The 25,899-nt window shown below is 60.7% G+C and carries 23 protein-coding genes; 17 read left to right on the top strand and 6 right to left on the bottom strand.

Annotated features, from left to right (window positions below; genetic code table 11):
* Positions 1 to 111 precede the first annotated feature (111 nt).
* The 5 genes from HCI85_RS03395 (at position 112) to HCI85_RS03375 (ending at position 3,985) form a co-directional block, all read left to right on the top strand.
* On the top strand, positions 112 to 825 hold the full coding sequence (locus HCI85_RS03395) for a TetR/AcrR family transcriptional regulator (protein WP_167141924.1): 714 nt from the start codon (positions 112 to 114) through the stop codon (positions 823 to 825).
* Positions 826 to 855: 30 nt separating this feature from the next.
* A complete protein-coding gene (locus tag HCI85_RS03390) occupies positions 856 to 1,407 on the top strand; it encodes a hypothetical protein (protein WP_090248542.1) in 552 nt (183 codons plus the stop codon).
* Positions 1,408 to 1,427: 20 nt separating this feature from the next.
* Positions 1,428 to 2,723 (top strand): flavohemoglobin expression-modulating QEGLA motif protein, encoded by a 1,296-nt coding sequence (locus HCI85_RS03385; RefSeq protein WP_167141921.1) that lies wholly within the window; start codon positions 1,428 to 1,430, stop codon positions 2,721 to 2,723.
* A 117-nt stretch (positions 2,724 to 2,840) separates the two neighbouring features.
* Positions 2,841 to 3,587: a TIGR00266 family protein gene (locus HCI85_RS03380; RefSeq protein ID WP_167141917.1), complete on the top strand. Its 747-nt coding sequence runs from the start codon at positions 2,841 to 2,843 to the stop codon at positions 3,585 to 3,587.
* A gap of 92 nt (positions 3,588 to 3,679) precedes the next feature.
* Positions 3,680 to 3,985 (top strand): hypothetical protein, encoded by a 306-nt coding sequence (locus HCI85_RS03375; protein WP_090248537.1) that lies wholly within the window; start codon positions 3,680 to 3,682, stop codon positions 3,983 to 3,985.
* Between the two features lie 2 nt (positions 3,986 to 3,987).
* On the opposite strand, the gene HCI85_RS03370 is transcribed toward HCI85_RS03375, so the two are convergent.
* A complete protein-coding gene (locus HCI85_RS03370; protein ID WP_167141914.1) occupies positions 3,988 to 4,329 on the bottom strand; it encodes a pilin assembly protein in 342 nt (113 codons plus the stop codon).
* Positions 4,330 to 4,489: 160 nt separating this feature from the next.
* Here HCI85_RS03370 and ppc point away from each other — a divergent pair, with 160 nt between their 5' ends.
* The 7 genes from ppc to HCI85_RS03335 all read left to right on the top strand — a co-directional run bounded on the left by ppc (position 4,490) and on the right by HCI85_RS03335 (position 12,019).
* Positions 4,490 to 7,126, top strand: coding sequence for a phosphoenolpyruvate carboxylase (gene ppc / locus HCI85_RS03365; RefSeq protein WP_167141911.1), 2,637 nt, complete (start codon positions 4,490 to 4,492; stop codon positions 7,124 to 7,126).
* A 246-nt stretch (positions 7,127 to 7,372) separates the two neighbouring features.
* The gene (adk, locus tag HCI85_RS03360; protein ID WP_167141908.1) at positions 7,373 to 8,020 is read left to right on the top strand and encodes an adenylate kinase; all 648 of its coding nucleotides are present in this window, start codon (positions 7,373 to 7,375) and stop codon (positions 8,018 to 8,020) included.
* A 259-nt stretch (positions 8,021 to 8,279) separates the two neighbouring features.
* Positions 8,280 to 8,999, top strand: a complete 720-nt coding sequence (locus HCI85_RS03355) for a 5'-nucleotidase, lipoprotein e(P4) family (RefSeq protein ID WP_241693725.1) — start codon at positions 8,280 to 8,282, stop codon at positions 8,997 to 8,999.
* Positions 9,000 to 9,160: 161 nt separating this feature from the next.
* Positions 9,161 to 9,841 (top strand): tRNA (adenosine(37)-N6)-threonylcarbamoyltransferase complex dimerization subunit type 1 TsaB, encoded by a 681-nt coding sequence (tsaB, locus tag HCI85_RS03350; protein ID WP_160085212.1) that lies wholly within the window; start codon positions 9,161 to 9,163, stop codon positions 9,839 to 9,841.
* 134 nt (positions 9,842 to 9,975) lie between these two features.
* Entirely contained in the window at positions 9,976 to 10,317 is a 342-nt protein-coding gene (locus HCI85_RS03345; RefSeq protein WP_090248529.1) for a hypothetical protein, read from the top strand.
* A gap of 135 nt (positions 10,318 to 10,452) precedes the next feature.
* Positions 10,453 to 11,313: a DUF72 domain-containing protein gene (locus HCI85_RS03340; protein ID WP_167144244.1), complete on the top strand. Its 861-nt coding sequence runs from the start codon at positions 10,453 to 10,455 to the stop codon at positions 11,311 to 11,313.
* A gap of 13 nt (positions 11,314 to 11,326) precedes the next feature.
* Positions 11,327 to 12,019: an extensin-like domain-containing protein gene (locus HCI85_RS03335; protein ID WP_167141902.1), complete on the top strand. Its 693-nt coding sequence runs from the start codon at positions 11,327 to 11,329 to the stop codon at positions 12,017 to 12,019.
* Between the two features lie 8 nt (positions 12,020 to 12,027).
* Here HCI85_RS03335 and HCI85_RS03330 read toward each other — a convergent pair whose 3' ends face one another.
* Entirely contained in the window at positions 12,028 to 12,792 is a 765-nt protein-coding gene (locus tag HCI85_RS03330) for a hypothetical protein (protein ID WP_241693724.1), read from the bottom strand.
* A gap of 106 nt (positions 12,793 to 12,898) precedes the next feature.
* Here HCI85_RS03330 and HCI85_RS03325 point away from each other — a divergent pair, with 106 nt between their 5' ends.
* The gene (locus HCI85_RS03325; protein WP_167141899.1) at positions 12,899 to 13,687 is read left to right on the top strand and encodes a class I SAM-dependent methyltransferase; all 789 of its coding nucleotides are present in this window, start codon (positions 12,899 to 12,901) and stop codon (positions 13,685 to 13,687) included.
* Between the two features lie 162 nt (positions 13,688 to 13,849).
* On the opposite strand, the gene HCI85_RS03320 is transcribed toward HCI85_RS03325, so the two are convergent.
* On the bottom strand, positions 13,850 to 14,488 hold the full coding sequence (locus tag HCI85_RS03320; RefSeq protein ID WP_167141896.1) for a TetR/AcrR family transcriptional regulator: 639 nt from the start codon (positions 14,486 to 14,488) through the stop codon (positions 13,850 to 13,852).
* A gap of 91 nt (positions 14,489 to 14,579) precedes the next feature.
* Between HCI85_RS03320 and HCI85_RS03315 the strand changes: the two genes are divergently transcribed.
* From HCI85_RS03315 to HCI85_RS03300, 4 genes are all read left to right on the top strand, one after another.
* Positions 14,580 to 15,701 carry an efflux RND transporter periplasmic adaptor subunit gene (locus HCI85_RS03315; RefSeq protein WP_090248524.1) on the top strand — a complete coding sequence of 374 codons (1,122 nt, stop codon included), beginning with the start codon at positions 14,580 to 14,582 and terminating at the stop codon, positions 15,699 to 15,701.
* Positions 15,702 to 15,706: 5 nt separating this feature from the next.
* Positions 15,707 to 18,787, top strand: a complete 3,081-nt coding sequence (locus HCI85_RS03310) for an efflux RND transporter permease subunit (RefSeq protein WP_090248522.1) — start codon at positions 15,707 to 15,709, stop codon at positions 18,785 to 18,787.
* Positions 18,788 to 19,149: 362 nt separating this feature from the next.
* A complete protein-coding gene (locus HCI85_RS03305; RefSeq protein WP_167141893.1) occupies positions 19,150 to 20,589 on the top strand; it encodes a sodium:solute symporter family protein in 1,440 nt (479 codons plus the stop codon).
* Positions 20,590 to 21,589: 1,000 nt separating this feature from the next.
* On the top strand, positions 21,590 to 22,066 hold the full coding sequence (locus tag HCI85_RS03300; RefSeq protein WP_167141890.1) for a hypothetical protein: 477 nt from the start codon (positions 21,590 to 21,592) through the stop codon (positions 22,064 to 22,066).
* 155 nt (positions 22,067 to 22,221) lie between these two features.
* Here HCI85_RS03300 and HCI85_RS03295 read toward each other — a convergent pair whose 3' ends face one another.
* From HCI85_RS03295 to plsB, 3 genes are all read right to left on the bottom strand, one after another.
* Complete coding sequence (locus tag HCI85_RS03295; protein WP_160085204.1) at positions 22,222 to 22,899, bottom strand: DUF4197 domain-containing protein; 678 nt, start codon at positions 22,897 to 22,899, stop codon at positions 22,222 to 22,224.
* Positions 22,900 to 23,036: 137 nt separating this feature from the next.
* Positions 23,037 to 23,252 (bottom strand): hypothetical protein, encoded by a 216-nt coding sequence (locus HCI85_RS03290; protein ID WP_167141887.1) that lies wholly within the window; start codon positions 23,250 to 23,252, stop codon positions 23,037 to 23,039.
* A 21-nt stretch (positions 23,253 to 23,273) separates the two neighbouring features.
* Positions 23,274 to 25,757, bottom strand: coding sequence for a glycerol-3-phosphate 1-O-acyltransferase PlsB (gene plsB / locus HCI85_RS03285; protein WP_167141884.1), 2,484 nt, complete (start codon positions 25,755 to 25,757; stop codon positions 23,274 to 23,276).
* Between the last annotated feature and the right edge of the window lie 142 nt (positions 25,758 to 25,899).

The following is a 25,899-nucleotide window of genomic DNA, read 5'->3' as shown; positions in this document are numbered from 1 at the left end:
CCGGGCGGCTTTTTATTGCCTGGCTTTTTATTGTCTGCAGATGGATTATTTTTGAGATTTACTGACTAAGTCATTAGTAATCTTGAATAAACGACAGAGGATCGTCTTGCTGTGACAGCCAAGCCTGCCCAAGAAAGCGCCACCCTGGTGGCCAACGCCGTCGCCGAGAGCGTGCAATACCAAGGCCGCAAAGCCAGCCGACAGGGCAGTGAGCAGCGCCGCCAGGCCATTCTCGATGCCGCCATGCGCATTATCGTGCGTGAAGGCGTGCGTGCAGTCCGCCACCGTGCTGTGGCCGCCGAGGCCGAAGTGCCTCTGTCGGCGACTACCTATTACTTCAAAGACATCAACGACCTGATCACTGATACCTTCGCTCAGTTTGTCGAGCGCAGCGCGGCGCATATGGGCCAGTTCTGGAGCAGTACCGAAGGGTTGTTGCGTGAGCAGGTCAACCGTCTGGATGGCAGTGCCGAGGCGCGCCGGCGTCTGGCCAATGAAATCGCCCGGTTGGCGGTGGAGTACGTGCGTCAGCAATTGCTGACCCGTCGTGAGCACCTGCTGGCCGAGCAGGCCTTTCAGCAGGAGGCCTTGCTTAACCCACGCCTGCATGAACTGTTGCGGGCCCATCGGCAGATTCTGCTGCAGGGCGTGACGCACTTCTTTGAAGTACTGGGCTCACAACAAGCAGAGCAGGATGCCAAGCTCTTGACGGCGATTATTGTGCGCATGGAGTATCAGGGCCTGCTTGATGGCGTTGATCATCTAGACAGTGAAGAGATGTTGGCCATGCTTAAACGCTATATGCATCTGGTACTCGGGCTGTAGCCCGTTAAATCCGTTCACAAGGAGAGCTGAATGAAAGCCTGGCGCGCGCTGCTTGCCGTGTCCTTCCTGTTGCTTGGTGGCTGTCTGGTGACCTTCAAGGACCCGATCCCCGCCAATGAAGCAGCCCCGATTCCCTTGCTTGGCGAGTGGTCGCGCAAGAATGAGTGGGGCGAGCAGCTGTATCTGCAAATTACCCGCTCCGGCTCTAATGTTTACAAGGCTCGGGCCTATGTCGACAGCCTGGACAACCTCGACAGCGTCGAGGAGTACGGTTTTACCGTGGCCCATCATGGCCGCCGTTGGTACCTGTCGGCGGGGTTGCCGAAAAGCCTGGGGGCGAACTTCGCCATCGCCGGTTTTGAGCTGACCACCAGCAATGAGCTGGTGATCTACAACCTGGATGTCGACCGCATCCTTCAAGAGTTGGAGCAGGGCGCCTTACAGGGCGAGGTAATTGATGGTGCAGAAGGCGATGGCGTACTGATCAGCAGCCCGCTGGAGCAGGTGTTCAGCTATCTCGACGATCAGGCCAATTCGGATGTGTTTATCGAAGTCGCGCGTTATCAGCGGGCGGGTGACTAGCAGGTTGTGGTGAGGAAAGCATGAACAGTCATACCGGGTTGGACGATTATCAGTTGATCGTGCGCGCGCTGTCCGACCGCCTGGTCGACGCGCAGACGCCGATTCGCGTGCTGGATGCGGTGAAGTGGGACGACTCGATCCGCAGCGAGTTTCTCAAGCACAAAGGCAAGAAACTGCCCGCCGTTGACCGCGCCTACTACGCCAACCGGTCGCTGCCCTTTGATGCGGCGGCGAAGAAGCTGGAATTCCAGAATATCGAGCGCGACATCACTCGCCAGCTTGGCCAGTTCAACCCGGTGGGCAAGATCATGCGGCGCATGTGCCGCGAGTACCGCATGGTCATTCGCATGCTCGAAGCGCGCGGTACCGAGGACTTTGGTCTAATCAGCCAGGAACTCTATGGCGCGGCTTCCGACGCCTTCCATGCCGGCGATCCAACCCTGGCCGACCTGGGCCTGATGTTTTCCGACTTCCTGAATAACATCGACAAGCGCGGTGACCTCAAAGACGAAGCCAAGACCCTGACAGCCAAAGAGGCCGTCAACCTGCTGCAACAGCGCCTGAACAAGGTGTTTGGTGAGGAGGAGGGCACCATTCGGGTGTTTGAGTCTGACGGTATTCTCGCCGATGCCGCCGCCGGTGCCGACTACATCAAGATCCGCGCCGATGCGATGTTCAATGAGCGCGATGTAAAAGCCCTGGAAGTGCACGAGGGCCTGGTGCACGTGGCGACCACCCTGAATGGTCTGAGCCAGCCGGTTTGCACCTTTCTGGCCAAGGGCCCTCCCTCGTCCACGGTGACCCAGGAAGGCCTGGCAATCCTGATGGAGGTGATCACCTTTGCCTCCTACCCAACCCGTTTACGCAAGCTGACCAACCGCACCCGCGCCATTCACATGGCCGAAGAGGGCGCCGATTTCCTGCAAGTGTTCGACTTCTACCGCGAGCAGGGTTTTAGCCAGGAGCAGAGTTACAGCAACGCCAACCGGGTGTTCCGTGGTTCCACCCCAAACGGCCTGCCTTTCACCAAGGACCTGTCCTACTTGAAAGGCTTCATCATGATTTACAACTACATCCAGTTGGCTGTGCGCAAAGGCAAGCTGGAGCAGATTCCGCTGCTGTTCTGCGGCAAAACCACCCTGGAAGACATGCGCTCCTTGCGTCAGCTGGTGGATGAAGGGTTGGTTGTCGCGCCCAAGTACCTGCCACCGCAGTTCAGTGACCTGAATTCGCTGTCGGCCTGGATGTGTTTCTCCAACTTCCTCAATCACCTGAGTCTCGATCGGATCGAAGCCGACTACGCCAACATCCTGTGACCATTTTGTTGAGCACCGCCGCAACTCACTGACCTCTAATGGATCGTAGGTTGAGGCGTTAGTACGCCGCTAGACCCCGCCGCGTCGACGGCCACTGCCATCAGCTCAGGAGCCACTATGCCCAGCCATCAACTCGACTACGAAATCCTTGGCGCCTCCGCGCAGAGCGTGGAGGTCATTCTTGATCCCGGCGAAACGGTGATCGCCGAAGCTGGGGTGATGAACTACATGACCGACGGCATCCGCTTTGAAACACGCATGGGCGATGGTGCCGCCAGCGGTGTGCTGGGCACATTGTGGGGCATGGGCAAGCGCATGCTGACCGGTGAATCGCTGTTTATGACGCACTTCTCCAATGCCGGTAAAACCCAAGCGCGGGTGGCGTTTGCGGCGCCTTATCCCGGCACCGTGGTGCCGATCCAGTTGGCGGAGCATGGCGGTACGCTGATTTGCCAGAAAGACGCCTTTCTTTGCGCAGCCTATGGCACGGCAGTCGGCATCAGCTTTAACAAGCGTCTGGGCGCCGGTTTCTTCGGTGGTGAAGGGTTTATTCTGCAGAAGCTCGAAGGTGGCGGCTTGGCCTTTGTGCATGCCGGTGGCACGGTCATTCGCAAGGAGCTGGATAACGAAATCCTGCGCCTGGACACTGGTTGCCTGGTGGCTTTTACCAGTGGCATTGATTACGACATCGCCCTGGCTGGCGGCCTGAAAAGCATGCTGTTCGGCGGCGAGGGGATCCTCCTCGCTACGCTCAAGGGCACTGGTACGGTGTGGGTGCAGAGCCTGCCGTTCTCGCGCCTGGCCGAGCGCATCTATGAAGCGACTTTCAAAGCACGCGAGGAAGTACGCGCTGGCGGCAAATGATGCGGCAATCTGGGCCTTTGCAGGCGTGAATGTTTGCTGCAAGCTGCGCCGCCTGTGCTTAGCCCGCTAACTGAAAAATCCGAGAGCCTGTTATGAGTGAAGTTAACCCCATCCCGCTGATCCTCACCGGTATTGGCAGCATCTGCGCCACGGTGGCTGTGCTCAGCTATTACGGCTACCTGCACATCGCCAAGCCAGAGGATGCGTTGCTGCTGTCCGAGTTCACCATGCTCAAAACGGTGCCGGGCGAGGACTATAAAGTCTCCCTCAAACCTGCCAGCCAAGTCGCCCAGTGCATTGATGGCGTACTGGTGATGTTTGATCTGGAGCAGAAGGGTCTGAGCGGCGTGCTCGTCGACCGCCGCAAGCAGGCTGTGCGTTGCAGCGAAGGCCAATAACCTCAGCCCGTCTGCTTTTGCTGTTCGCTGAGGCGCTGCAAATGTCGGCGTGACAGGGCGAGGAAGCGCGGTGTGAGGCCGATGTCTTCATACAGCGGATCGCCCTGTTCATCGCTGGCCACCACCTTGCTGCCCTGAACGTAGGGCAGGCTGGCCTCCAGCTCATCGAGCGCGGCACCGAGCAATTCCCCGAGCAGCTCTTCAATGTGGTGCTTGGGGTACATTTCCTGCAAGGCCGCCAGACGCGCTTCGGCTTCCAGGTCGAGTCGTATCTGATAAGGCGTTACGCTCAGCCGCCCTTGGGCATTCTCCTGCCAGTGCTGAACAAGCTCGCGAATCTTCATGATGACCTCGTGTCTGTTCTGTGCCCGCCCTGTGAGTCTGGGCTGGGCTTGCTTAACTCAGACTAGTGCCTGGCCCGATAAGTGCGGCCGCAGCGTCGCGCACTTGTAAGAAGTTGGCGCGCTGGGCACTCTGGAAGCAGGATTAGCGGAGGCAACACTCATGGCAGAAATCGACGCGCGTCTGCGCGAGGACGTCCACCAGCTCGGCGAACTACTGGGTAACACCATCAGCGTGCAGCATGGCGCTGCCTTTCTCGACAAGATTGAGCGCATTCGCAAGGGCGCTAAGGCCTCGCGCCGCGGTTCGCAGGAGGGAGCAGAGCAACTCAGTGCAACCCTCAATCAACTGGATGATGACGAGCTGCTGCCGGTGGCTCGGGCGTTCAACCAGTTTCTCAATCTGGCCAATATCGCCGAGCAGTACCACCGCGTACGCCGCCGCGCGCCGGGTGAAGCGCAGCCGTTTGAAGACAATATGCTTGCCGATCTGCTGCAGCGGTTATCCAGCAACGGCCACAAAGGCGAGGCGCTGGCCCGCCAGTTCGGTCGCCTGGATATCGAGCTGGTGTTGACCGCACACCCCACCGAAGTGGCGCGGCGCACCCTGATTCAGAAATACGATGCGATGGCCGAACAGCTGGCGGCTGGCGACCATAGCGACCTCTCGGCGGCCGAGCGTGAGCAGGTCAAACAGTGCCTGCAACGGCTGATTGCCGAAGCCTGGCACACCGAGGAAATCCGCCGCAGCCGGCCCAGCCCGGTGGATGAAGCCAAATGGGGCTTTGCGGTGATCGAGCATTCGCTCTGGCATGCCATTCCCAATGTTTTGCGCAAGGCCGATCAGGTGCTGCATGGCGCCACCGGGTTGCACCTGCCGCTGGACGCCGCACCGATTCGCTTCGCCTCGTGGATGGGTGGCGACCGTGACGGCAACCCGAATGTCACCGCAAGCATTACCCGCGAAGTGCTGCTGCTGGCGCGCTGGATGGCGGCGGATCTGTACTTGCGCGATGTCGATAACCTGGCTGCCGATCTGTCCATGCAGCAGGCCAGCCCGGCTCTGCTGGCGCGGATAGGCGAGAGCGCCGAGCCCTATCGCAGCCTGCTCAAGCAGCTGCGTGAGCGTCTGCGCGCCACCCGCAGCTGGGCTCAGGCCGCGCTGCATGAGCACGTGCCGGCGTCTGCAGCCGTGCTGCAGGATAATCGCGAGCTGCTGGAGCCGTTGACCCTTTGCTACCAGTCGCTGCATGAATGCGGCATGGGCGTGATCGCCGATGGCCCGTTGCTCGATTGTCTGCGCCGCGCGGCGACCTTCGGGCTGTTTCTGGTGCGTCTGGATGTGCGTCAGGACTCCAGCCGCCACGCCGCCGCCATGAGCGAAATCACCGATTACCTGGGCCTGGGCCGTTACGCCGAGTGGGATGAAGAGGCGCGCCTGGCGTTTCTACTGAAAGAGCTGGAAAACCGCCGGCCGCTGCTGCCGGGGCATTTCAAACCCAGCGGCGAAACCGCGGAGGTGCTGGCCACCTGCCGTGAAGTCGCCAATGCGCCTGCCGCATCCCTGGGTTCCTACGTGATCTCCATGGCCGGTGCGGCTTCCGATGTGCTGGCAGTGCAACTGCTACTCAAGGAAGCCGGGTTGCAACGGCCGATGCGCGTGGTACCGCTGTTTGAAACCCTTGCCGATTTGGACAACGCCGGTCCGGTGATCAGCCGGCTGCTGGCGCTGCATGGCTACCGCGCGCGCTTGCACGGGCCGCAGGAAGTGATGATCGGTTACTCCGACTCGGCCAAGGATGCCGGCACCACCGCGGCGGCCTGGGCGCAGTACCGTGCCCAGGAAACTTTGGTGCAGGTGTGCCGTGAACAGGATGTCGAGCTGCTGCTGTTCCACGGTCGCGGCGGCACGGTGGGGCGTGGCGGTGGCCCGGCACATGCGGCGATTCTGTCGCAGCCGCCCGGTTCGGTGACGGGGCGTTTCCGCACCACCGAGCAGGGTGAAATGATTCGTTTCAAATTCGGCCTGCCAGATATCGCCGAACAAAACCTAAATCTCTACCTGGCAGCAGTGCTGGAAGCCACCTTGTTGCCGCCGCCTAGCCCGGAGCCGGCCTGGCGCGAGTTGATGGACAAACTGGCCAGCGATGGCGTCAGCGCCTACCGCGCGGTGGTGCGTGAACACCCACAATTCGTCGACTATTTTCGCCAAGCCACACCGGAACAGGAGTTGGGCCGCTTGCCTCTGGGCAGTCGCCCAGCCAAGCGCCGCGAGGGTGGCGTCGAGAGTCTGCGCGCGATTCCGTGGATTTTCGCCTGGACGCAAACGCGCCTGATGCTGCCGGCCTGGCTGGGCTGGGAAGCGGCGCTGGACAATGCCTTGCAGCGTGGCGAAGGCGAGCTGCTCGGGCAGATGCGCGAGCACTGGCCGTTCTTTCGCACGCGTATCGACATGCTGGAGATGGTGCTGGCCAAGGCCGACGAGTCCATCGCCCAGTTGTATGACGAGCGTTTGGTCGAGCCGGCCCTGCGTCCGCTGGGTGAGCATCTACGCGGCCTATTGTCGCAGGCGGTGGTCGCAGTGCTGGGTTTGACCGGGCAGTCGCAGCTCTTGGCGCACAGCCCGGAAACCCTGGAGTCGATCAGTGTGCGCAACACCTACCTGGACCCGCTACACCTACTTCAGGCCGAGCTGCTGGCGCGCTCACGGCTGCGCGACAATCAGGCCGACAGCCCTCTGGAACAGGCCTTGCTGGTCAGTGTGGCGGGTATTGCGGCGGGGTTGCGTAACACCGGCTAGGCGTATTGCAGAGGGAGTATTGGGCTTTCGCTGGCACATATGTAGTGCGCTGGCGAAAGCACTACCTTGCAGAGGTGGTCGCAGGTGTATCCGACTTTCGGTGGCTTGTGCGCTATGGGTGCGCTGTGTATCTTGAGCGGCCTTTCGGCACTCTGGCCCAGTTTGGCAGCGCTGCTTGAACAATTCTGAGATTGGCCCCACGAGGCGAGTCCGACGATTTTTACTTAAATCTTGAGGAGCACATCGATGCGCGTGATTTTGCTGGGGGCGCCCGGTGCCGGTAAAGGTACCCAAGCTGGTTTCATCACCAAGAAGTTTGGTATTCCGCAAATCTCCACCGGTGACATGCTGCGTGCTGCGGTCAAGGCTGGCACTGAATTGGGCCTGGTTGCCAAAAGCGTGATGGACAGCGGTGGTTTGGTCTCCGATGACCTGATCATCAATCTGGTCAAAGAGCGCATCGCCCAAGCCGATTGCGCCAATGGTTTCCTCTTTGATGGCTTCCCGCGCACCATTCCTCAGGCTGAAGCCCTGAAGGAAGCCGGCGTGGTCATCGACAACGTGGTCGAAATTGCCGTTGATGACGAAGAAATCGTCGGCCGTATCGCGGGCCGTCGCGTGCATCCTGCATCGGGCCGCGTCTACCACACCGAGCACAATCCGCCGAAAGTCGCCGGTATTGACGATGAAACCGGTGAAGCGCTGATCCAGCGTGACGACGATAAAGAAGAAACCGTACGTCATCGCCTGTCGGTCTACCACTCGCAGACCAAGCCACTGGTGGACTTCTATCAGAAGCTCGCTGCCGCTGACGGTACGCCGAAGTACAGCGCCATCGCCGGCGTTGGCTCGGTCGACGAGATCACTGACAAGGTGCTTGCTGCGCTCAGCTAAGCCTTGCTGCAGTCAGCCAACGGCCCGCTTTTGCGGGCCGTTGTCGTTTCTGCGGTTGGCGCGCTGGACTCGCTGAGCGTCGTTCATGGAACAGTAACCTTGCTCGCCTAAGTTAGCATCGGTTTGGTCTATACCAGGGTGGCTGGTAGTAGGCATTAAGCCTTTACTTATACGAAGGAAGAGAGCGCATTCAATGACCGAGAAAACAGCAAAGAGTGCCATCTGGTTGGGCCTTGCGTTAGCGCTGGTGGGGAGTCCTATGACCTTCGCCGAGACTCCGGCGAAGCCCAAAACCGACTGCAGCGTTGCCGAGTTCACCATGGGGCTGCGCTTCCAGCAGCAATCGGCGGAAGTTCAGGCCCTGCAGCTGCAGGCGTACAACATCGCGACGCTGAAGCTGGATGCGGCAGTGGCCGCAGCGAAAGATCCGTCCAAGCTGGCCATCGTTACCGACCTGGATGAAACCGTTATTGATAACAGCGCCCTGCTTGCGCGCGATCTGGCCAACTGTCACGCCTATGACGCCTGGGACACCTGGCTGCCTTGGGAGCGTGACGGTACCCCTGCGCTGATTCCAGGTGCGAAGCAATTTCTTGAGCACGCCGACAAGCTCGGGGTGACCATTCGCTACATCTCCGATCGCGCCGATGAGCAGAAGAAGTACACCCTGGCCACGCTGAGCAAGCTCGGGCTGCCGCAAATCTCTGAAGAAAGCGTGCTGTTGCTGGGGCCGCCTAAGGTGGAGCGTCGCGCCATCGTCAGTGCAGATCATCAGATCGTGTTGCTGCTGGGTGACACCCTGCATGACTTCGATGCGCGTTTCCGCAAGACGCCGCTCGCCGATCAACGCGCTACCGTGGCCGCCGAAGCAGGCAAATGGGGCACCGAATGGATCGTCTTCCCCAACGCGAGTTACGGCACTTGGTCCAAAGCACCGTTGCAAGGTTGGGATGCCAAGACCGTTATACAGCCCTGGTAAGCACGCTTTAGTCAGGCAGCAGCGGGCCTGTTCTGGCTCGCTGCAAGCTTGTGATGCTGTGAGTTCGCTCGCGTGACAGGCGCGGGCGACTGTGATTGCGCTGGAAAAAAAAGCCTCAAGCCGGTCTAATGCCCGTCCATTTCGTCACCTGTCCGACTGCAATGACCACTCTCCTGGCCCTGGATACTGCCACCGAAGCCTGCTCCGTTGCCCTGCTGCATAACGGCCAGGTACTCAGCCACTACGAAGTGATTCCGCGCCTGCACGCCCAGCGTCTGCTGCCCATGATCAAGCAGCTGCTAGCCGATGCCGAGGTGCCGTTGTCGGCGCTCGACGCAATTGCCTTTGGCCGTGGCCCGGGTGCTTTTACCGGCGTGCGGATTGCCATCGGCGTGGTGCAGGGGTTGGCGTTTGCCCTGGAGCGTCCGGTGCTGCCGGTGTCCAATCTGGCCGTGCTGGCGCAGCGCAGCTTGCGCGAGCATGGCGCGCAGCAGGTGGCCGCGGCCATCGATGCACGTATGGATGAAGTCTATTGGGGTTGCTACCGCGCTGAGCAGGGCGAAATGCGTCTGGCCGGCGTCGAGGCTGTATTGCCTCCGGAACGCGCCTGTCTGCCGGGTGATGCCAGCGGTGACTGGTTTGCCGCCGGTACTGGTTGGGGCACCTTTGCCGCACGTATTCCGGTTGCGGTCAGCGGACAGGATGCCGCCATGCTGCCGCACGCCGAAGACCTGCTCAGCCTGGCGCGCTTTGCCTGGGCGCGTGGTGAGGCGCTGGACGCTGACCTGGCGCAGCCGGTTTACCTGCGGGATCAGGTGGCCACGCCCAAAGCCTCGGTTTAAACCGCTGGGTTTCGGCGCTCCTTCTGTCGCGCATATTGCCGCGTTGTACCGCGCTTGATTGCCAAGCCGGTCTACGGGGGCTAAATTGCCATTAATTGTGTCCATCGTTGGCTAAGCAAGCCGAGCAGTAACTGATGCGTATCGACGGTTTTACCTCCTCTTATTCGCCAGACCGCAGTGCCCGCTCGGGCTCTGCGGTTACGCCATTTCGCGAAGCACAGCGCGAGATTGAGGAACGTCGCGAGCAGCCTGCATCACCTGCCAGCACCCAGGGCTTTGAACCAGTAGCCCAAACGCGCAAAGTCGAAGCCAGTAATGCCAGCAGCGACAGCCTGCCTTCGCGCCTGCAAGACCAGCTGTATCAACCGCCACTGAACAACCGCGCCGCCCAGGCGTTGGCCAGCTACAGCTCAACCGCCAGTTTCGCCAGCGAGGCGGATGCCCAGCAGGTTATGGGCCTCGACCTCTACGCCTAGAACAACCTTTGCGAAACTACTGCGCTCGGCCATGGCGCGTTGATATCAGCCTCGTCGTACTCATATACAACTCGTACACTGCTCCCTCAGCTGATTTCGTCTTTGCTCGCACCTTTCTCAACGGTCTTCTAATTGATCTTGCCTTACTACCTCGGTTGCCCGTCATGGAGCGAGCCAGCCTGGCGCGGTTCTTTGTATCCAGAAGGCAGTCGCAGCGCCGACTTTCTGCCGTTGTATGCCCAGGTGTTCAATGCCGTTGAGGGCAATACCACCTTCTACGCAAAGCCTTCGGTCGATACTGTGGCCCGTTGGGCCGAGCGCATGCCGGCGCATCTGCGCTTTTGCGCCAAGCTACCGCGTGAGATCAGTCATAACGGCGACCTGCGTGACCAGCTGAGCGCCAGCGACGATTTTCGCCGCCTATTGGCGCCGTTGGGTAAGCGGGTCGCGCCGTTCTGGCTGCAACTGCCAGCAAGCTTCGGCCCGCAGCGCCTGGCGGAGCTGAGCGCTTTTATCGAGCCTTGGCAGGCCGAGACGCTGGCCGTCGAGGTGCGTCATCCGGCGTTCTTTGCCAAGGGCGAGGAAGAACGCAGCCTTAATCGTCTACTGCATGGCCGTGGTATTGAGCGCATCTGTCTGGATTCGCGGGCGTTGTTCAGCTGTGTATCCAGCGCGCCAGCCGTATTGCATGCGCAGGCCAAGAAACCGCGTCTGCCGCTGCGGCCCACGGCCTTTAGCCAGGCCCCGCAGCTGCGCTTTATCGGTCATCCCGAGTTGCTGGCCAATGATCCCTTTATAGCGCCTTGGCTAGGCAAGGTGGCGGGCTGGATCGAAGACGGGCGCACGCCTTACGTCTTTCTACATACCTCGGATAATCGCCTGGCTCCGCAGCTAGCGCAGCGCTTCCATCAGCAATTGATGCAGCGTCTGCCAGGGTTGCCAGCCTTACCTCAGGTGCAGGTCGAGGACGAGGTCGAGCAGTTGGGCCTGCTCTGATAGGCTGCGCTCCATGACTTTATTCCGTGCTTTTCTGCTTCTCTGTGTAATGCTCGCCGGCCTGTTGCTGGTGATCTGGCGTGGCTGGCTGGATGTGCCGCCGCGCTGGAACCCCTGGGCAGTGCTGGATATTCGCGAGACGCCGAACCTGCTGACCAGCTTTAAGCTCTGGCGGTTGCAGGATGATCCCGCGCTGTGCCAGCAGGCGTTGAACACCTCTTCACTGCGCTTTACCCCGCAAGCCGACAGCAGCCCAGAGGTGGCGTGCCCGCTGAACAATACCCTGCGCGTACACAGCTCCGGAGTTGCTTTCAGCAGCAGCTTTATCGCCAGCTGCCCGCTTGCGGCGGCCTTTGCTCTGTTCGAGCAGCATGATCTTCAGCCAGCGGCCCAGGCAGTGTTTGGTCAGCGGGTGGCGCGGGTCGAGCATGTCGGCAGCTTCGCCTGCCGCACCATTGCCGGCAGTCAACGGCGCAGCCAGCATGCCTCGGCCAATGCGCTGGATATCGTCGGGTTTCGCCTGGCTGATGGGCGGCGCATCAGCGTGCTGCAGGATTGGCCCAAAGAGGGCAAAAACGCCGAGTTTCTGCGCCAGGTGCAGCAGGGGGCTTGTCGGCGCTTTAACACCACCCTGGGGCCGGAATACAACGCGGCCCATCGTGACCACTTTCATGTGGATATGGGGTTATGGCGCATGTGCCGTTAAGTAGCGGCTTAACGCTGCGCCAACAATAGGTCGGCAGCCTGGCCGCTGCGGCCGTCGGCGAATTCGAAGCGGCCGAGTTGGGCGATTTCGTCGTAGGCGCCCAGGGCAATCTTCACGTCACGCGCTTGCAGGTCGATGGCGCTAACGCCGGCCTCACTCAGCGACTGGCTCGACTGCCGACCCTGCGCGTCGAAACGAAGTAGGCTCAGGCGCTCGAAGATCGTGTCCTGGTTATCGATGCGGCCATCGCCGTTGTCATCGTATTTGCGCAGTTCGGCAAAGCCGTTGGCTGCGCCATTCTGGTCGCCAAACAGCTCACGACCATCATCAATGCGGCCGTTAGCGTTGCGGTCATAAGCGAGCAGCGCATCGTCGCCGGTGGGCACGCTGATCTGGTCGAGCTTGCCGTCGGCATCCAGATCGAAGCGTACCGAGCGGGCCAGGCCGCTGGTGCTGAAGCCGTTACCGGCCAGATCGAGCACCAGTGGATCGGTTTTCTGCGGTTCGGCGTTGATGTTGACGTTCAGCTCCAGCTCGCGCTGGGCTGCCATTTCCTGAAAATCACTGGCCAGGGCGGTGACGGCGGGTGGCTCGCTGGGCGTTTCCGGCGCCTTGGCAGGCGCTTCGGCTTCCACCTCATCGGGCATCAGGGTGCGCCGCAGAATCTGGTAATCCAGGGATGCGCGTTTGCCTTCATCCAGCGTCTCGCTGATGGAGCTGGTGTTGGCGGCCGACGGGGCGACGCTGCGTGGGGCGGAAATTACATCGAACATGGCGAACTCGGTGCGGCTGGAAGCTGCCGGGTCTGGCAAAATGCCGCTCAAGCAGGTTATCGGCTGCTTTTGCAGTCAATTGAGTGATTTTTGAGCACATTTTCTGATGAGTGATGAGCGGCTAATAGCCAGAATTCGTATGCAAGCCTTGGCTCCCCATCTGCAGGCGACGGCTGAAGCCTGGGCCGCGCGCCTGGGTTTACCGCTGGACGGCGACAGCGAGTTTGCCCTGCAGCTGGGCGAAGGTGGCTTGCAGCTGGTTGAGCTGGGCCCGCAGGCTCCGGGGCCGGTGAAAGTGGATTTTGTCGAAGGCGCTGTGGCGCATCGCCGGCTATTCGGCGGCGGCAGCGGGCAGATGATCGCCAAGGCGGTTGGGGTGCAGGCTGGGGTGCGCCCGACTGTGCTGGACGCCACGGCCGGCCTGGGTCGTGATGCCTTTGTACTGGCCAGTCTGGGTTGCCGCATGACCTTGATCGAGCGCCAGTCGCTGATTGCCGCGTTGCTGGAAGATGGTCTCGCGCGTGCGGCGCTGGATCGCGATGTGGCGCCGATTGCTGCGCAGATGCAGCTGCTCAACGGTAATGCCATCGAGCTGATGCGTGCCTGGCAGGGCGAGCCGCCGCAGGTGATCTACCTCGACCCGATGTTCCCACACCGCGACAAGAGCGCGCTGGTGAAGAAAGAGATGCGCCTGTTCCGGCCCTTTGTTGGCGATGATCTGGATGCGCCCGCATTGCTTGAAGCGGCGCTGAACCTGGCTAGCCATCGGGTGGTGGTCAAGCGTCCACGCAAGGCCCCGCTGATTGAAGGCGCCAAGCCGGGTTATGCCCTGGAAGGTAAATCCAGCCGCTACGACATTTACCCGAAGAAGAAGCTGCAGCCAGCCAGCGAATAACGCTGGCGACACCTTGCGCTAGCAGGCCGTTGAAAAACTACCTACGTTGCCATCGCGGCGTTAAAAACAGGCTCAAAATGCTCATTTACAACTTGTAAACTCCGCTTTTTCGCCTGTTTTTGCCTTGCGCTGGCTGCCTCGCCTACGTTTTTCAACGGACTGCTACTCGGCGCGGAAGGCACGCAGAAAGACGTCTACCGCATCGCGCACATGCTCTTCGGCCTCTGCGCCTTGTAGGGCTTCGCCACAGCCGATCAACAGGCGAAAGTTGGCACCGCCCTTGATCAGGCAGAAGAACTGGTCGGCGGCGCTCAGCGGGTCGGGTACGCGCAGCTTGCCGCTCTGGTCGGCGCTGCGTAGCAGCTCTTCCATGCCGTGCAGCACACGCTGTGGGCCGGCTTCATAGAACATCCGCGACAGCGTCGAGTCCTGCGCCGCCAGGCTCACCATCACCCTGTGCAGCTCCACGGACTCACGGCTGTTGATCAGCAGATTAAAGCCGCGGCCGATGTTCAGCAGCGTCTGCGCAATAGGTACCTGGTCATCCAGTTCGAAGAGCAGCTCGGGTAGTTGCTCTTCGCATTTGGACTTCACGGCTTCAGCGAACAGCTTCTCCTTGTCAGTGAAGTGGCTGTACACCGTGAGCTTGGAAACCCCGGCTTCCGCGGCAATTGCGTCCATGCTGCTACCGTCATAACCATTGCTAAGAAACAGGGTCTTCGCCGCTTCCAGAATGGCTTTGCGTTTGGCCAGGTCTTTGGGTCGGCCGGGGCCGCTGGGTGGCAACACTTTGTTTGGCATTGGTCGTTTTTAATACTGGACTAGTGAGTTTGCTATTTTTACTATACCCGCCAGTATAAATATTCAAAAGCCTCCACAAAGGTTAGTCATCATGTTTCGTCATGCACTGTCTGTTGCGTTGCCTGTCAGTCTTATCCTGTTGCTCGGCGCTTGCGGTAATGGCGAGCCCGCCAAGGTTGCCGTGCGTCCGGCCATGGTGGTGCAGCCGCAACTGGCTGGCGACCTGATGGATGCCTACCCCGGTGAGGTGCGTGCGCGCCTGGAGCCGGAGCTGGCGTTCCGTATCGGTGGCAAGGTGGCCAAGCGCTTGGTTGATGTGGGCGCGCGGGTGAAGAAGGACCAGCCGCTGGCCGAACTGGACCCGCAGGACGTGCGTCTGCAGCTCGAGGCTATCCGCGCCCAAGTGGCGGCAGCCGAGGCCAACTTGCAGCTGGTACGTGCCGAGCGTGACCGCTACAAAACCCTGCTGGCGCGCAACCTGGTCAGCCGCTCGCAGTATGACAATGCCGAAAACACCTACCGCTCCGGTGAGGCGCGCCTGAAACAAGTGCGTGCTGAATTCAACGTGGCTAACAATCAGGCTGGTTACGCGGTTCTGCGCGCGTCCCAGGACGGTGTAGTGGCGCGGCGGATGGTTGAAGTCGGCCAGGTGGTAGCCGCAGGGCAAACCGTGTTCACCCTGGCTGCGGATGGCGAGCGGGAAGTGTTGATCAACCTGCCGGAGCAAGCCTTCGAGCGCTTTAAGGTCGGTCAGGATGTGGCGGTTGAACTGTGGTCGCAGCCGGATCAGCGCTTCCCGGGGCGCATCCGTGAGATGTCGCCATCGGCCGATCCGCAATCGCGCACCTTCGCTGCCCGCGTGGCCTTCGTGGAAGGCAAGGTGCCGGCCGAACTGGGCCAGAGCGCCCGCGTATTTATCGCCCACAACGGCGACGTGCCGCTGGCCGTGCCGCTGTCGGCCGTGACGGCCGAGAAGGGCCAGCCCTATGTCTGGGTGGTCGACCCCAAGGATTCCACTCTCAAGCGCACTGACGTGCGCATTGGTGCCTACGGTGAGAAAACCGTGCCGATACTCGAAGGCCTGCAAGCCACTGATTGGGTGGTAGCGGCCGGTGGTCAGGTGTTGCGTGAAGGCCAGCAGGTGCGTCCGGTGGACCGCGACAACCGTGCGGTGCAGTTGACGGCCAAGGCCGACCTGACGGTCGAGGAGTAAGCCCGATGGATTTCAACCTCTCCGCCTGGGCGCTGCGTAACCGCCAGATCGTCCTGTACCTCATGCTGCTGCTGGCTGTAGTCGGCGCTATTTCCTACACCAAGCTGGGCCAGAGCGAAGACCCGCCCTTTACCTTCAAGGCCATGGTGGTGCGCACCAACTGGCCAGGGGCGAGCGCCGAAGAAGTGGCCCGGCAGGTCACTGAGCGCATCGAAAAGAAGCTGATGGAGACCGGCGACTACGACAAGATCGTCTCGTTCTCGCGTCCGGGTGAATCCCAGGTGACCTTTATCGCCCGCGATTCGATGCATTCCGCCGACATTCCTGACCTGTTCTATCAGGTGCGTAAAAAGGTCAGCGATATTCGCCACACCTTGCCCCAGGGTATTCAGGGGCCGTTCTATAACGATGAATTCGGTACCACCTTCGGCAATATCTACGCACTGACCGGTGAAGGCTTCGACTACGCCGTGCTCAAGGATTACGCCGACCGCGTCCAGCTGCAGCTGCAGCGGGTCAAGGATGTCGGCAAGGTCGACCTGCTCGGTTTGCAGGACGAGAAGGTGTGGATCGAACTGTCCAACACCAAGTTGGCCACCCTTGGCCTGCCACTGGCGGCCGTGCAGCAGGCGTTGGAAGAACAGAACGCGGTGGCTGCCGCCGGCTTCTTCGAAACCGCCTCGGATCGCGTGCAACTGCGCGTCACTGGGCGTTTTGAAACGGTTGATGAAATCCGTAACTTCCCGATTCGTGTGGCCGACCGTACGTTCCGCATCTCTGATGTAGCCGAGGTTAAGCGCGGCTTCAATGATCCACCCGCGCCGCGCATGCGCTACATGGGTGAAGACGCCATCGGCCTGGCGGTGTCGATGAAGGCCGGTGGCGACATTCTGGTGCTGGGCGAGGCCCTGGAAGGTGAGTTCGCTCGCCTGCAGGAAACCCTGCCGGCCGGCATGCAACTGAACAAGGTGTCGGATCAGCCAGCAGCGGTGAAGACGGGCGTCGGTGAGTTCGTTCGCGTGCTCACCGAAGCGGTGATCATCGTGCTGCTGGTGAGTTTCTTCTCCCTCGGCCTACGCACGGGCCTGGTGGTGGCGCTGTCGATTCCGCTGGTGTTGGCGATGACCTTCGCCGCCATGTACTACCTCGGCATTGGCCTGCACAAGATTTCCCTCGGCGCGCTGGTGCTGGCGCTGGGCCTGATGGTGGATGACGCGATCATTGCCGTGGAGATGATGGCGATCAAGATGGAGCAGGGATACGACCGCATTAAAGCGGCCAGTTATGCCTGGACCAGCACTGCTTTCCCCATGCTCACCGGCACCCTGATTACCGCAGCCGGCTTCCTGCCGATTGCCACGGCGCAGTCGGGCACCGGTGAATACACCCGCTCGATCTTCCAGGTGGTGGCGATTGCCCTGCTGGTGTCGTGGATCGCTGCCGTGGTGTTTGTACCGTACCTCGGCGCCAAGCTGCTGCCCGATCTGGCCAAGCTGCACGCGGCCAAGCATGGCGGCAGCGCCGACGGCCACGACCCCTATGGCACGCCGTTCTACCGGCGCGTGCGCACGGCGGTGGAGTGGTGCGTACGTCGGCGTAAAACCGTGATCGTGCTGACTATCGCGCTGTTTGTCGGCTCCATCCTGCTGTTCCGCTTTGTCCCGCAGCAGTTCTTCCCGGCCTCCGGCCGTCTGGAGCTGATGGTCGACCTCAAACTCAGTGAAGGTGCGTCCCTGGCCGCCACCGAGGAGCAGGCCAAGCGTCTGGAGAAATTACTCAGTGGCCATGAAGGCATCGACAACTTTGTCGCCTACGTCGGTACCGGTTCGCCGCGCTTCTACCTGCCGTTGGACCAGCAGCTGCCGGCTGCCAGCTTTGCCCAGTTTGTGGTGCTGGCGAAAAGCATCGAAGACCGCGAGAAGATCCGCACCTGGCTGATTGAGGTGCTCAACGACGAGTTCCCGACCCTGCGCACGCGTATCTCGCGTCTGGAGAACGGCCCGCCTGTGGGCTATCCGGTGCAGTTCCGCGTCTCCGGTGAGCATATCGACGAGGTGCGTCAGTTGGCCCGTCAGGTGGCCGATAAGGTGCGCGAGAACAGCCATGTGAGCAACGTGCACCTGGATTGGGAAGAACCGAGCAAGGTGGTGCGCCTGAACATCGATCAGGAGCGTGCCCGCGCCTTGGGTGTGAGCACCGCCGATCTGTCGCGCTTCCTGCAAAGTTCGCTGACCGGCTCGCCCGTTAGCCAGTACCGCGAAGGTAACGAGCTGATCGAAATCCTCCTGCGCGGCACGGTGAGTGAGCGTCAGGAACTCGGCCTGCTGCCAAGCCTGGCGGTGCCCACCGATAATGGTCGCAGCGTGCCGCTTTCGCAGATCGCCACCCTGGAGTACGGCTTCGAGGAAGGCATCATCTGGCACCGCAACCGTCTGCCGACCGTCACCGTGCGTGCTGATGTGTACGGCAAGGAGCAGCCGGCCAGCTTGATCAAGCAGATCCTGCCAACCCTTGAGCCGGTGCGTGCACAGCTGCCGGACGGCTACCAGCTGGACGTCGGCGGCACCGTGGAGGATTCTAGCCGTGGGCAGAAGTCGGTCAACGCTGGTATTCCACTGTTTATCGTGGTGGTACTGACCCTGCTGATGCTTCAGCTGAAAAGCTTCTCGCGCTCGGCCATGGTGTTCCTCACGGCGCCGCTGGGGCTGATTGGCGTGACGCTGTTCCTGCTGATCTTCCGACAGCCGTTCGGCTTCGTTGCCATGCTTGGCACCATCGCCTTGTCGGGGATGATCATGCGTAACTCAGTGATTCTGGTCGACCAGATCGAGCAGGACATCGAAGCCGGTATGGACCGCTGGCACGCGATCATCGAAGCCACCGTGCGGCGTTTCCGGCCTATCGTGCTGACTGCCCTGGCGGCGGTACTGGCGATGATCCCGCTGTCGCGCAGCGTGTTCTTCGGGCCGATGGCCGTGGCCATCATGGGCGGCCTGATCGTCGCCACCGCGTTGACCCTGCTGTTCCTGCCGGCGCTGTATGCGGCATGGTTCCGGGTCAAGGAAGTGGAAGCGAAACCAGCCTGATTCGGCGGCAGACGATGTGAAAAGCCAGGCCCAGTGCCTGGCTTTTTTATGCCGTTCAGAAAAGTCGTTTGTTGGTCTACTGTCAAAAATATGCAACTGTCAGCTGTGTGGTGCAGCTGGCTTTTACTGCGATTACAGTCTGTTACAGAGGGGTTTAGAGCGTTTCTTCGAATTATCTGCTTACGTTTCGTCGTTTTTGTTTGACATATTTTACGTATTTGCCAGACTGCGCGACCTTGAACGGGCGCGTGCAGCAACCCGTCGAGAATGGTCATAACAAAAACCTGTAGCCCATCGATCCGTCCTGCGCAGCCTGCGCGGGCCATGCATGCGGTGGGCTGACGTCTGTGGAACGGGAAAGCATGCTGATCTGGTTCGTTGCGCTCTATTTGCTGGTGACTGTCGCCATCGGTTTCTGCGCCTCCACCCGGGTGCACAACACCCGCGATTTCGCCTCCGGTGGTCGTAGCATGGGCTTCCCCATCGTCGCCGCCATGGTGTTCGCCACCTGGTTTGGCTCCGAGGCCGTGCTGGGTATCCCCGCCACCTTCCTCGAAGAAGGCTTTGCCGGCATCGTCGAAGACCCATTCGGCTCATTTGGTTGCCTGTTCCTGGTCGGCCTGATCATCGCCCGGCCGCTGTACCGGATGAACCTGCTGACCATCGGCGACTACTTCAAGAAACGCTTCGGCCCGCAGGTCGAGCTGATCATCAGCCTGGTCATCGTCATGTCCTACCTGGGCTGGATCGCCGCGCAGCTGATTGCGTTGGGCCTGGTGTTCAACGTCATCTCCGACGGCAGCATCAGTACGACCCAGGGCATGTTCCTCGGTACCTTTATCGTGCTGCTGTACACCCTGTTCGGCGGCATGTGGTCGATTGCCCTGACTGACTTCTTCCAGATGATCATCATCGTCGTCGGCCTGATCTATCTGGTCTGGCTGTTCAGCGACATGGCCGGCGGCGCCGACCTGGTGATCAGCAAGGCGGCCAGCGATGGCAAATTCACCTTTATGCATGCCTTCGAGCCCAAGGACATCGTCGCCTTTATCGGCGCAGCGGTGACCATGATGCTCGGCTCCATCCCGCAGCAGGACGTCTACCAGCGCGTGATGTCGGCCAAGAGCGAGAACATTGCTGCGCGTGCCTCGATGGCCGGCGCGGTGTTCTATCTGGGCTTCTGCATGCTGCCGATTTTCTTGGTGTACGCCGCCTCGATGATCGACCCGGCGCTGGTCGAGAAGTGGCTGACCGAAGACTCGCAGATGATTCTGCCGTTGCTGATCCTCGACAAGACGCCGCTGTTCGCCCAGATCATGTTCTTCGGCGCGCTGCTCTCGGCGATCATGTCCACTGCCTCCGGCACCTTGCTGGCGCCGTCGGTAACCCTGACCGAGAACGTGCTCAAGCGTTTCCTGCCGGTGCTTAACGACAAGCAGTTCCTGCTGCTGATGCGCGTCACCATCGTGGTCTGCGCGGCGGCGACTCTGAGCTTTGCCCTGTATTCCGATGCGAGCATCTACGAGATGGTCGGCAACGCCTACAAGGTGACCCTGGTGGCGGCCGTTGTGCCGTTGTTTGCCGGGTTGTTCTGGAAGCGCGCGACCACCCAGGGCGCGCTGGTTGCCATCGCCTTTGGTCTGGTGTCGTGGATCTACCTGGAATACACCTGGAGCGAAGCCGCCTTCTGGCCGCCGCAGCTGGCGGGCCTGCTGTTCAGCATGGCCGGTATGTTGATTGGTACGCTGCTGCCGCAGTGGAGCCGTAATCACAACGGTACGCTGGTGGCGCAGGCGGAATAAGCCTGGCGCTTGGCCGACAAAACCCCGCTGATTGGCGGGGTTTTGTTTTTCGGCCCCGGTGAGGGCATGTCTCGCCCTTGTAGGAGCGGCCCATGGCCGCGAGCTTTGTTGTTTTCTGGGATTGGTCTTTGTATGCGCCGCTTTTGCTGCGTTTCGGATATTGGTTCCGCCCTTACGGCGGGTCACTTCTGGCAAACGCCCCAGAAGTAACCAAGAGGTCTTGCCCCTTGCATCCGGGTCTCGCTGCGCTCGACTTCCCTCACTCCATCATTGCTCCAGGGGCACGCCGCGAAGGGCCATCCTTGGCCCATCGCGGCTCTCGCGGCATCCATGCCGCTCAACCCCTTACACAACGATTCCACTCGGCCTCCTGATGGGGCCTTTGGCGTCGTCTGTGAAATTGCAGGCTGGTAACTAAAAACAGAGCAACAGCTTTGTCTTTTGCCTTTCGCTCTGCCTTCCACAAATCGGCTAGGCAATGCGGTCCCCGAATCCCGTCAGGAGGCCGAGTGGAAGTGCTGTGGAGAGGGGCGTTTGGCATGGATGCCAAACGAGGCATGTCGGGCCATGGATGGCCCGTCTTGCCGACCCTCGGAACAGCACCGTAGCGAGGGGAGTTGAGCGCAGCGAAACCCGGATGCCGGGCGCGCTTTCTCTTTGGTTACTTTCTCTTTGCGCGCGCAAAGAGAAAGTGACTCGCCGTAAGGGCGAAAAGGTGATTCAAATTCAACGCAAATGCGGCGGGCGTTAGGGGCTTGATGGGTAGCAAGCAGGCCTTGCCCATCGCGCCATTCTAGGGCGGCCCTCTTGGAGGCCTCAGCCGGGAAAAGCTGGATAGCCGTGCTCTCGATCTGTATCTCAAAGGTACAGGCTGCAAAGGCGGGATTTTGGGTGGGGGGCTTCATGCCGCCAGTTTCGGCGGCATGGGGGAAGATGTTGCAGATTGACGCGGTTAAGTACCTAGGCGTTATATCCATGCATCTGTTAGGGGAGTGCTGAGATGGAAAACATAGATAAATTTAACTACTACGTTGCGTTGATCTTCGCCCGGCTACAACGAAACTTTCCTGAGCGTGTAAATGTTACGGGCCCTGACATGTTCGGTGGAACAAGTTGTGAAAGCACTATTGACGCTGCGGGCCGCTATACAGGCAAGTATCTAGTAGATGGTGAAGTTCAGGACTTAAGAAACGATCTAGATTTTCTTTGGGCCACTACTCGCTGGCTTATAGATACTGGGTATCTGATAGGTAGTGCTAAAAATGAAATGGCTGGAAGGGTCTGTCATGTGACCTTAAGCCCAAAAGCTTTAGAAGTACTCAAAGCTGCACCTTCATCAATTTCGGCCGAGCGTTCTCTTGGTGACGATCTTGAGGAAGCGATGTCGACTGCTGCCAAGGATAAGCTAGCTGAAATTGCCGGTACTGGATTGACATGGCTTTTCAAGGTTGGCTGGGGTGCCGTCGGTGCCGTTTAGGCCCTTTAGATCGGCGTTAAAAGCGCCGATCTCATCTAGCCATATATGTTTTGTCTATTTCTCGATCAATAGAAGGTTTTGAAGAGCAGTTTGTTTACGTTCACAAAAAAGCCAGACCTCATGGTCTGGCATTTTCGTATCTACGTCACCCGTTCTTACAACGCCCCAAACACCTTCTTCGCCAAACTGGTAGCCGCACCCGCCGGGTTTTCCCTAATGCTGGCTTCCTGCTCGGCGATCATGGCAAACAGACCGTCCAGCGCCTGCTCGGTTACATAGTTCTCGATATTCGCGCTTTTCGCGTCGATCACGCCGAAGCTCGCGGCTTGGCCGGCGAAGCTGTTGTATTGCTTGGCCAGGCCGACCTGGTCGGTGGCTTGCTTGACGATGGGCAGGAACTTGGCGCGGATCTGTTCGCGGCTGGTCTTGTTCAGGTATTGAGTGGCGGAATCTTGCGGGCCGCTGAGGATGCTCTTGGCGTCCTGCACGGTCATCTTCTTCACCGAATCCACCAGCAGCGCCTGGGCTTGCGGTACGGCGGCTTCGGCGGCTTTATTCATGCTTGCTTCGAGCTGATCAACCTGCGCGCCCATGCCCATCATCTTCATGGTTTTTGCGGCTTTGCCGAGGTTGCCCGGCAGTTCGATGCGCACGTCCGGGTTATTGCTGAAACCGCCGGGTTTGCCCAGCTGCTGCACGGCTACTTTGGCGCCTTGGGTGAGGGCATCCTTGAGGCCGCCGCTGGCGTCGCTTTGCGAAAGATCGGCCAGCGACAGGGCGAAGGCACTGCTGGAGAGGGCGAGGCCGGCGGCCAGGGAGATAAGACGGAGCATGATGGGCATCCTTGTGCGGTTGGTAAGGCAGTAACTGGAGCTTAACGGAGTGGCGCGCGCAGGCAAATCTGCAGTTGCGTCGCCGCTCTGGCAGGGCGTCGCGCCAGAAGGTCGCTGGAGAGGGAGAAGGGGCGAAGCTAGTTGGTTAAGCGCTGCAGCTCGCGACGCACCATTTGTGCGTAGGCGGCGGGCTTAAGGGCATACAGCTCGGCCGCCACCCAGCTAAGCCAGCGTCCACCCAGCTCGGCCTTGGCGGCCAGCAGGCGCTGGGCTTCAGTTTCGGCGCGAGCCTGGTTGGATTGGTGAAACTCCGCACGGGAGGGCCGTGCGGGTTGGTCGTTGGTTTCGCTCATAACGCTGCGGCCAGGCCGGGTTTACACCGGCTCGGCGACATCCTCGTTGCGATCCATGGTCACCTGGCGAATCGACAGGCGCAGCTCTGCCGGCAGCACGCGCTTGGCGGCGCCTTCGGCCAGTTCGCTGAGCAGCGGGTGGTGGCTGAGTTTGCCGGCTTCATCCTGACGCAGCACGCCCTGGTCGAGCAGGCTCTGGATAAAGTGACGGAACAGGCTCTTGTCGAAGAACTCCGGGGCGTTGAGGCCATGCAGGATCGACAGGCGCTGGGCCATCACGGTGCAGAGGTCTTCCAGCTCTTCGGCGCTGATGGCGTTCTGCCCGGCGTTCAGCAGCAGGGCGGTGGCCATATAGAAGCGCTGCAGGGTCTGCACGATGGCGCGGGCCAGCAGAGTGAGCAGGACGAACTCGCGCGAGCTGGGCGCCGGGCGTACATACATATCGCCGTCGAGCTTGAGCAGGCCCTGTTCAACGAAAGCGGTCAGCCATTGATCGACCACACCGTCCAGCTCATCTAGGTTCCAGCGGATAAACAGTTCGGCTTGCAGGTAGGGGTAGAGCGCGCGGGTGTAGCGCAGGATCTGCTCGCGGCTCATCCGTGAACTGCTCTGGAAAAAGCTCGCCAGCAGCGCCGGCAGGGCGAAGATGTGCAGCACGTTGTTGCGGTAGTAGGTCATCAGAACGGCGTTCTGCTCGTCCAGATAGAGAATCTTGCCGAGGGCGTCCTTCTGTTCGGCGAGCAGGTTCATCTTCTGTACGTATTCGATCAGCGCCTGTCCGTTGCCGTCTGGCAGGGTGGTGTGCGGCGAGTAGGGCACGCTGCGCAGCAGGGCTAGATAGAGGTCGAGCACCCGCGACAGAGCGCGTTCGTCCAGGGCCAGTTTGCTGGTGGAGAGCAGCGCCAGGGCCACCAGGTTGACCGGGTTGATCGCCGCCGCCTCGTTGAGGTGCTGGGCCACGCGCTCGCCGAGGTTGTTGGTGGCTTCATTCAGCCAGGCCGGGCGGTACTGCGTGCCGTAATCCTGCTCACGCCAGTCAGGCTGCTCGCTGTCTAGGAATTCCGCCAGCTTGATCGGCTCGCCGAAGTTGACCCAGACATGGCCAAAGCGCTGCTTGAGCGCGCCGATGACCTTGAAGATGTCGAAGATCGACTCTTTCTTCTTGCTCGCGCCGCGCAGCTCACCCAGGTAGGTGCGGCCTTCCAGCACGCGTTCGTAGCCGATATACACCGGCACGAACACCACTGGCAGGCGGTTGCTGCGCAGGAAGCTGCGCATGGTGATGGCCAGCATGCCGGTTTTCGGTTGCAGCATGCGCCCGGTGCGCGAACGGCCGCCTTCGACGAAGTACTCGACCGGGAAGCCCTTGCTGAACAGGGTGTGCAGGTATTCGTTGAACACCGCGGTATAGAGCGGGTTGCCCTTGAAGGTGCGGCGCATAAAGAACGCGCCGCCACGCCGCAGCAAGCCGCCGATCACCGGCATATTCAAGTTGATGCCGGCAGCGATATGCGGCGGCGTCAGGCCATTACGGAACAGCAGGTAGGACAGCAGCAGGTAGTCGATATGGCTGCGGTGGCAGGGCACATAAATCACCTCGTGGCCCTGGGCGACTTCCTGCACGCCCTCGATATGGTTGACCTTGATGCCATCGTAGATCTTGTTCCAGAACCAACTCAGCACCAGTTCGAGGAAGCGAATGGCGGTGTAGGTGTAATCCGAGGCGATCTCGTTGCCATAGCGCAGGGCCTGGCTTTCAGCCTTCTCCAGGCTGATGTTCTCGCGTTCGGCTTCTTCGATGATCGCCTGACGCACCTGCGGGCCATGCACCAGGCCTTTGACCAGGTTGCGGCGGTGCGACACGTCCGGGCCGATCACGGCGGCTTTCTGGTTGCGGAAGTGCACGCGCAGGATGCGCTGGACCATGCGCAGGGTGCGCTCGTGACCTTTGTCCTGCTCGACCAGCTCGCGCAGATGGATCGGCGTGGAGAACTGCACGCGGGTCTTGCGGCCGAGGATAAGGATGCTGACCAGGCGGCGCAGACGCCCGGTGACCGCCCAGCTGTCGGCGAACAGCAACTTCCACGGGCTGGTTTCGCGGTCCGGCGACTGGCCCCAGAACACGCTGACCGGAATGATCTGCGCATCGTCCACCGCATGCTGGCTCAGCGCGCTGACCAGGCGTTGCAGGGTGGGCGAGATGCCGCGTTTGTCCTGCCGGCCGAGCCAGTCGGGCTCAGGCGTCAGGTAGAAGAAGGCGGCAGGCTCCAGCAGTTCACCCACCGCCACCGGCAGCACCGGGCGTGGCAGGCCGGCCTTGCGGCACTCCGTATCGACCACCGCCAGGTCACTCAGCGACGGTTGCTGCAGCACGTAGAACACCGGCTTGCTGCGGTCGAGCTTGAGGGTAAAGGCGGACTGATTGATGGTTTCCGAGCGCACCCAGAGGTACAGCACGCGGCGCAGGGTGCCAAAAACGAGACGGCGGAGCGGAGATCGGGTCATACGGAGTCTGCAGGCTTGAAAACGAGCATTTGCTCGGGGGGCGTAGTGTGCCGGATCGCTTGGCTGGCGGCAAAAATCTTCTAGGGTTTAGCAGGCGTCAGCTGGGTTGCGAAATTTTTTCAGCGCAGCTGTAACAGCCGCC

The organism is Pseudomonas sp. OTU750018, from assembly GCF_011636575.1.
Taxonomy (GTDB): Bacteria; Pseudomonadota; Gammaproteobacteria; order Pseudomonadales; family Pseudomonadaceae; genus Aquipseudomonas; species Aquipseudomonas peli.
Note: the sequence above shows the minus strand (reverse complement) of the source record. Positions and strands in the feature narration are given on the sequence as shown.

What these genes read in the sequence shown, in the direction of transcription:
- HCI85_RS03390 (WP_090248542.1), top strand. Translation starts at nt 856, where the DNA reads ATGAAAGCCTGGCGCGCGCTGCTTGCCGTGTCCTTCCTGTTGCTTGGT.
- HCI85_RS03385 (WP_167141921.1), top strand. Translation starts at nt 1,428, where the DNA reads ATGAACAGTCATACCGGGTTGGACGATTATCAGTTGATCGTGCGCGCG.
- HCI85_RS03380 (WP_167141917.1), top strand. Translation starts at nt 2,841, where the DNA reads ATGCCCAGCCATCAACTCGACTACGAAATCCTTGGCGCCTCCGCGCAG.
- HCI85_RS03375 (WP_090248537.1), top strand. Translation starts at nt 3,680, where the DNA reads ATGAGTGAAGTTAACCCCATCCCGCTGATCCTCACCGGTATTGGCAGC.
- HCI85_RS03370 (WP_167141914.1), bottom strand. Translation starts at nt 4,329, where the DNA reads ATGAAGATTCGCGAGCTTGTTCAGCACTGGCAGGAGAATGCCCAAGGG.
- ppc (WP_167141911.1), top strand. Translation starts at nt 4,490, where the DNA reads ATGGCAGAAATCGACGCGCGTCTGCGCGAGGACGTCCACCAGCTCGGC.
- adk (WP_167141908.1), top strand. Translation starts at nt 7,373, where the DNA reads ATGCGCGTGATTTTGCTGGGGGCGCCCGGTGCCGGTAAAGGTACCCAA.
- HCI85_RS03355 (WP_241693725.1), top strand. Translation starts at nt 8,280, where the DNA reads ATGACCTTCGCCGAGACTCCGGCGAAGCCCAAAACCGACTGCAGCGTT.
- tsaB (WP_160085212.1), top strand. Translation starts at nt 9,161, where the DNA reads ATGACCACTCTCCTGGCCCTGGATACTGCCACCGAAGCCTGCTCCGTT.
- HCI85_RS03345 (WP_090248529.1), top strand. Translation starts at nt 9,976, where the DNA reads ATGCGTATCGACGGTTTTACCTCCTCTTATTCGCCAGACCGCAGTGCC.
- HCI85_RS03335 (WP_167141902.1), top strand. Translation starts at nt 11,327, where the DNA reads ATGACTTTATTCCGTGCTTTTCTGCTTCTCTGTGTAATGCTCGCCGGC.
- HCI85_RS03330 (WP_241693724.1), bottom strand. Translation starts at nt 12,792, where the DNA reads ATGTTCGATGTAATTTCCGCCCCACGCAGCGTCGCCCCGTCGGCCGCC.
- HCI85_RS03325 (WP_167141899.1), top strand. Translation starts at nt 12,899, where the DNA reads ATGAGTGATGAGCGGCTAATAGCCAGAATTCGTATGCAAGCCTTGGCT.
- HCI85_RS03320 (WP_167141896.1), bottom strand. Translation starts at nt 14,488, where the DNA reads ATGCCAAACAAAGTGTTGCCACCCAGCGGCCCCGGCCGACCCAAAGAC.
- HCI85_RS03315 (WP_090248524.1), top strand. Translation starts at nt 14,580, where the DNA reads ATGTTTCGTCATGCACTGTCTGTTGCGTTGCCTGTCAGTCTTATCCTG.
- HCI85_RS03310 (WP_090248522.1), top strand. Translation starts at nt 15,707, where the DNA reads ATGGATTTCAACCTCTCCGCCTGGGCGCTGCGTAACCGCCAGATCGTC.
- HCI85_RS03305 (WP_167141893.1), top strand. Translation starts at nt 19,150, where the DNA reads ATGCTGATCTGGTTCGTTGCGCTCTATTTGCTGGTGACTGTCGCCATC.
- HCI85_RS03300 (WP_167141890.1), top strand. Translation starts at nt 21,590, where the DNA reads ATGGAAAACATAGATAAATTTAACTACTACGTTGCGTTGATCTTCGCC.
- HCI85_RS03295 (WP_160085204.1), bottom strand. Translation starts at nt 22,899, where the DNA reads ATGCTCCGTCTTATCTCCCTGGCCGCCGGCCTCGCCCTCTCCAGCAGT.
- HCI85_RS03290 (WP_167141887.1), bottom strand. Translation starts at nt 23,252, where the DNA reads ATGAGCGAAACCAACGACCAACCCGCACGGCCCTCCCGTGCGGAGTTT.
- plsB (WP_167141884.1), bottom strand. Translation starts at nt 25,757, where the DNA reads ATGACCCGATCTCCGCTCCGCCGTCTCGTTTTTGGCACCCTGCGCCGC.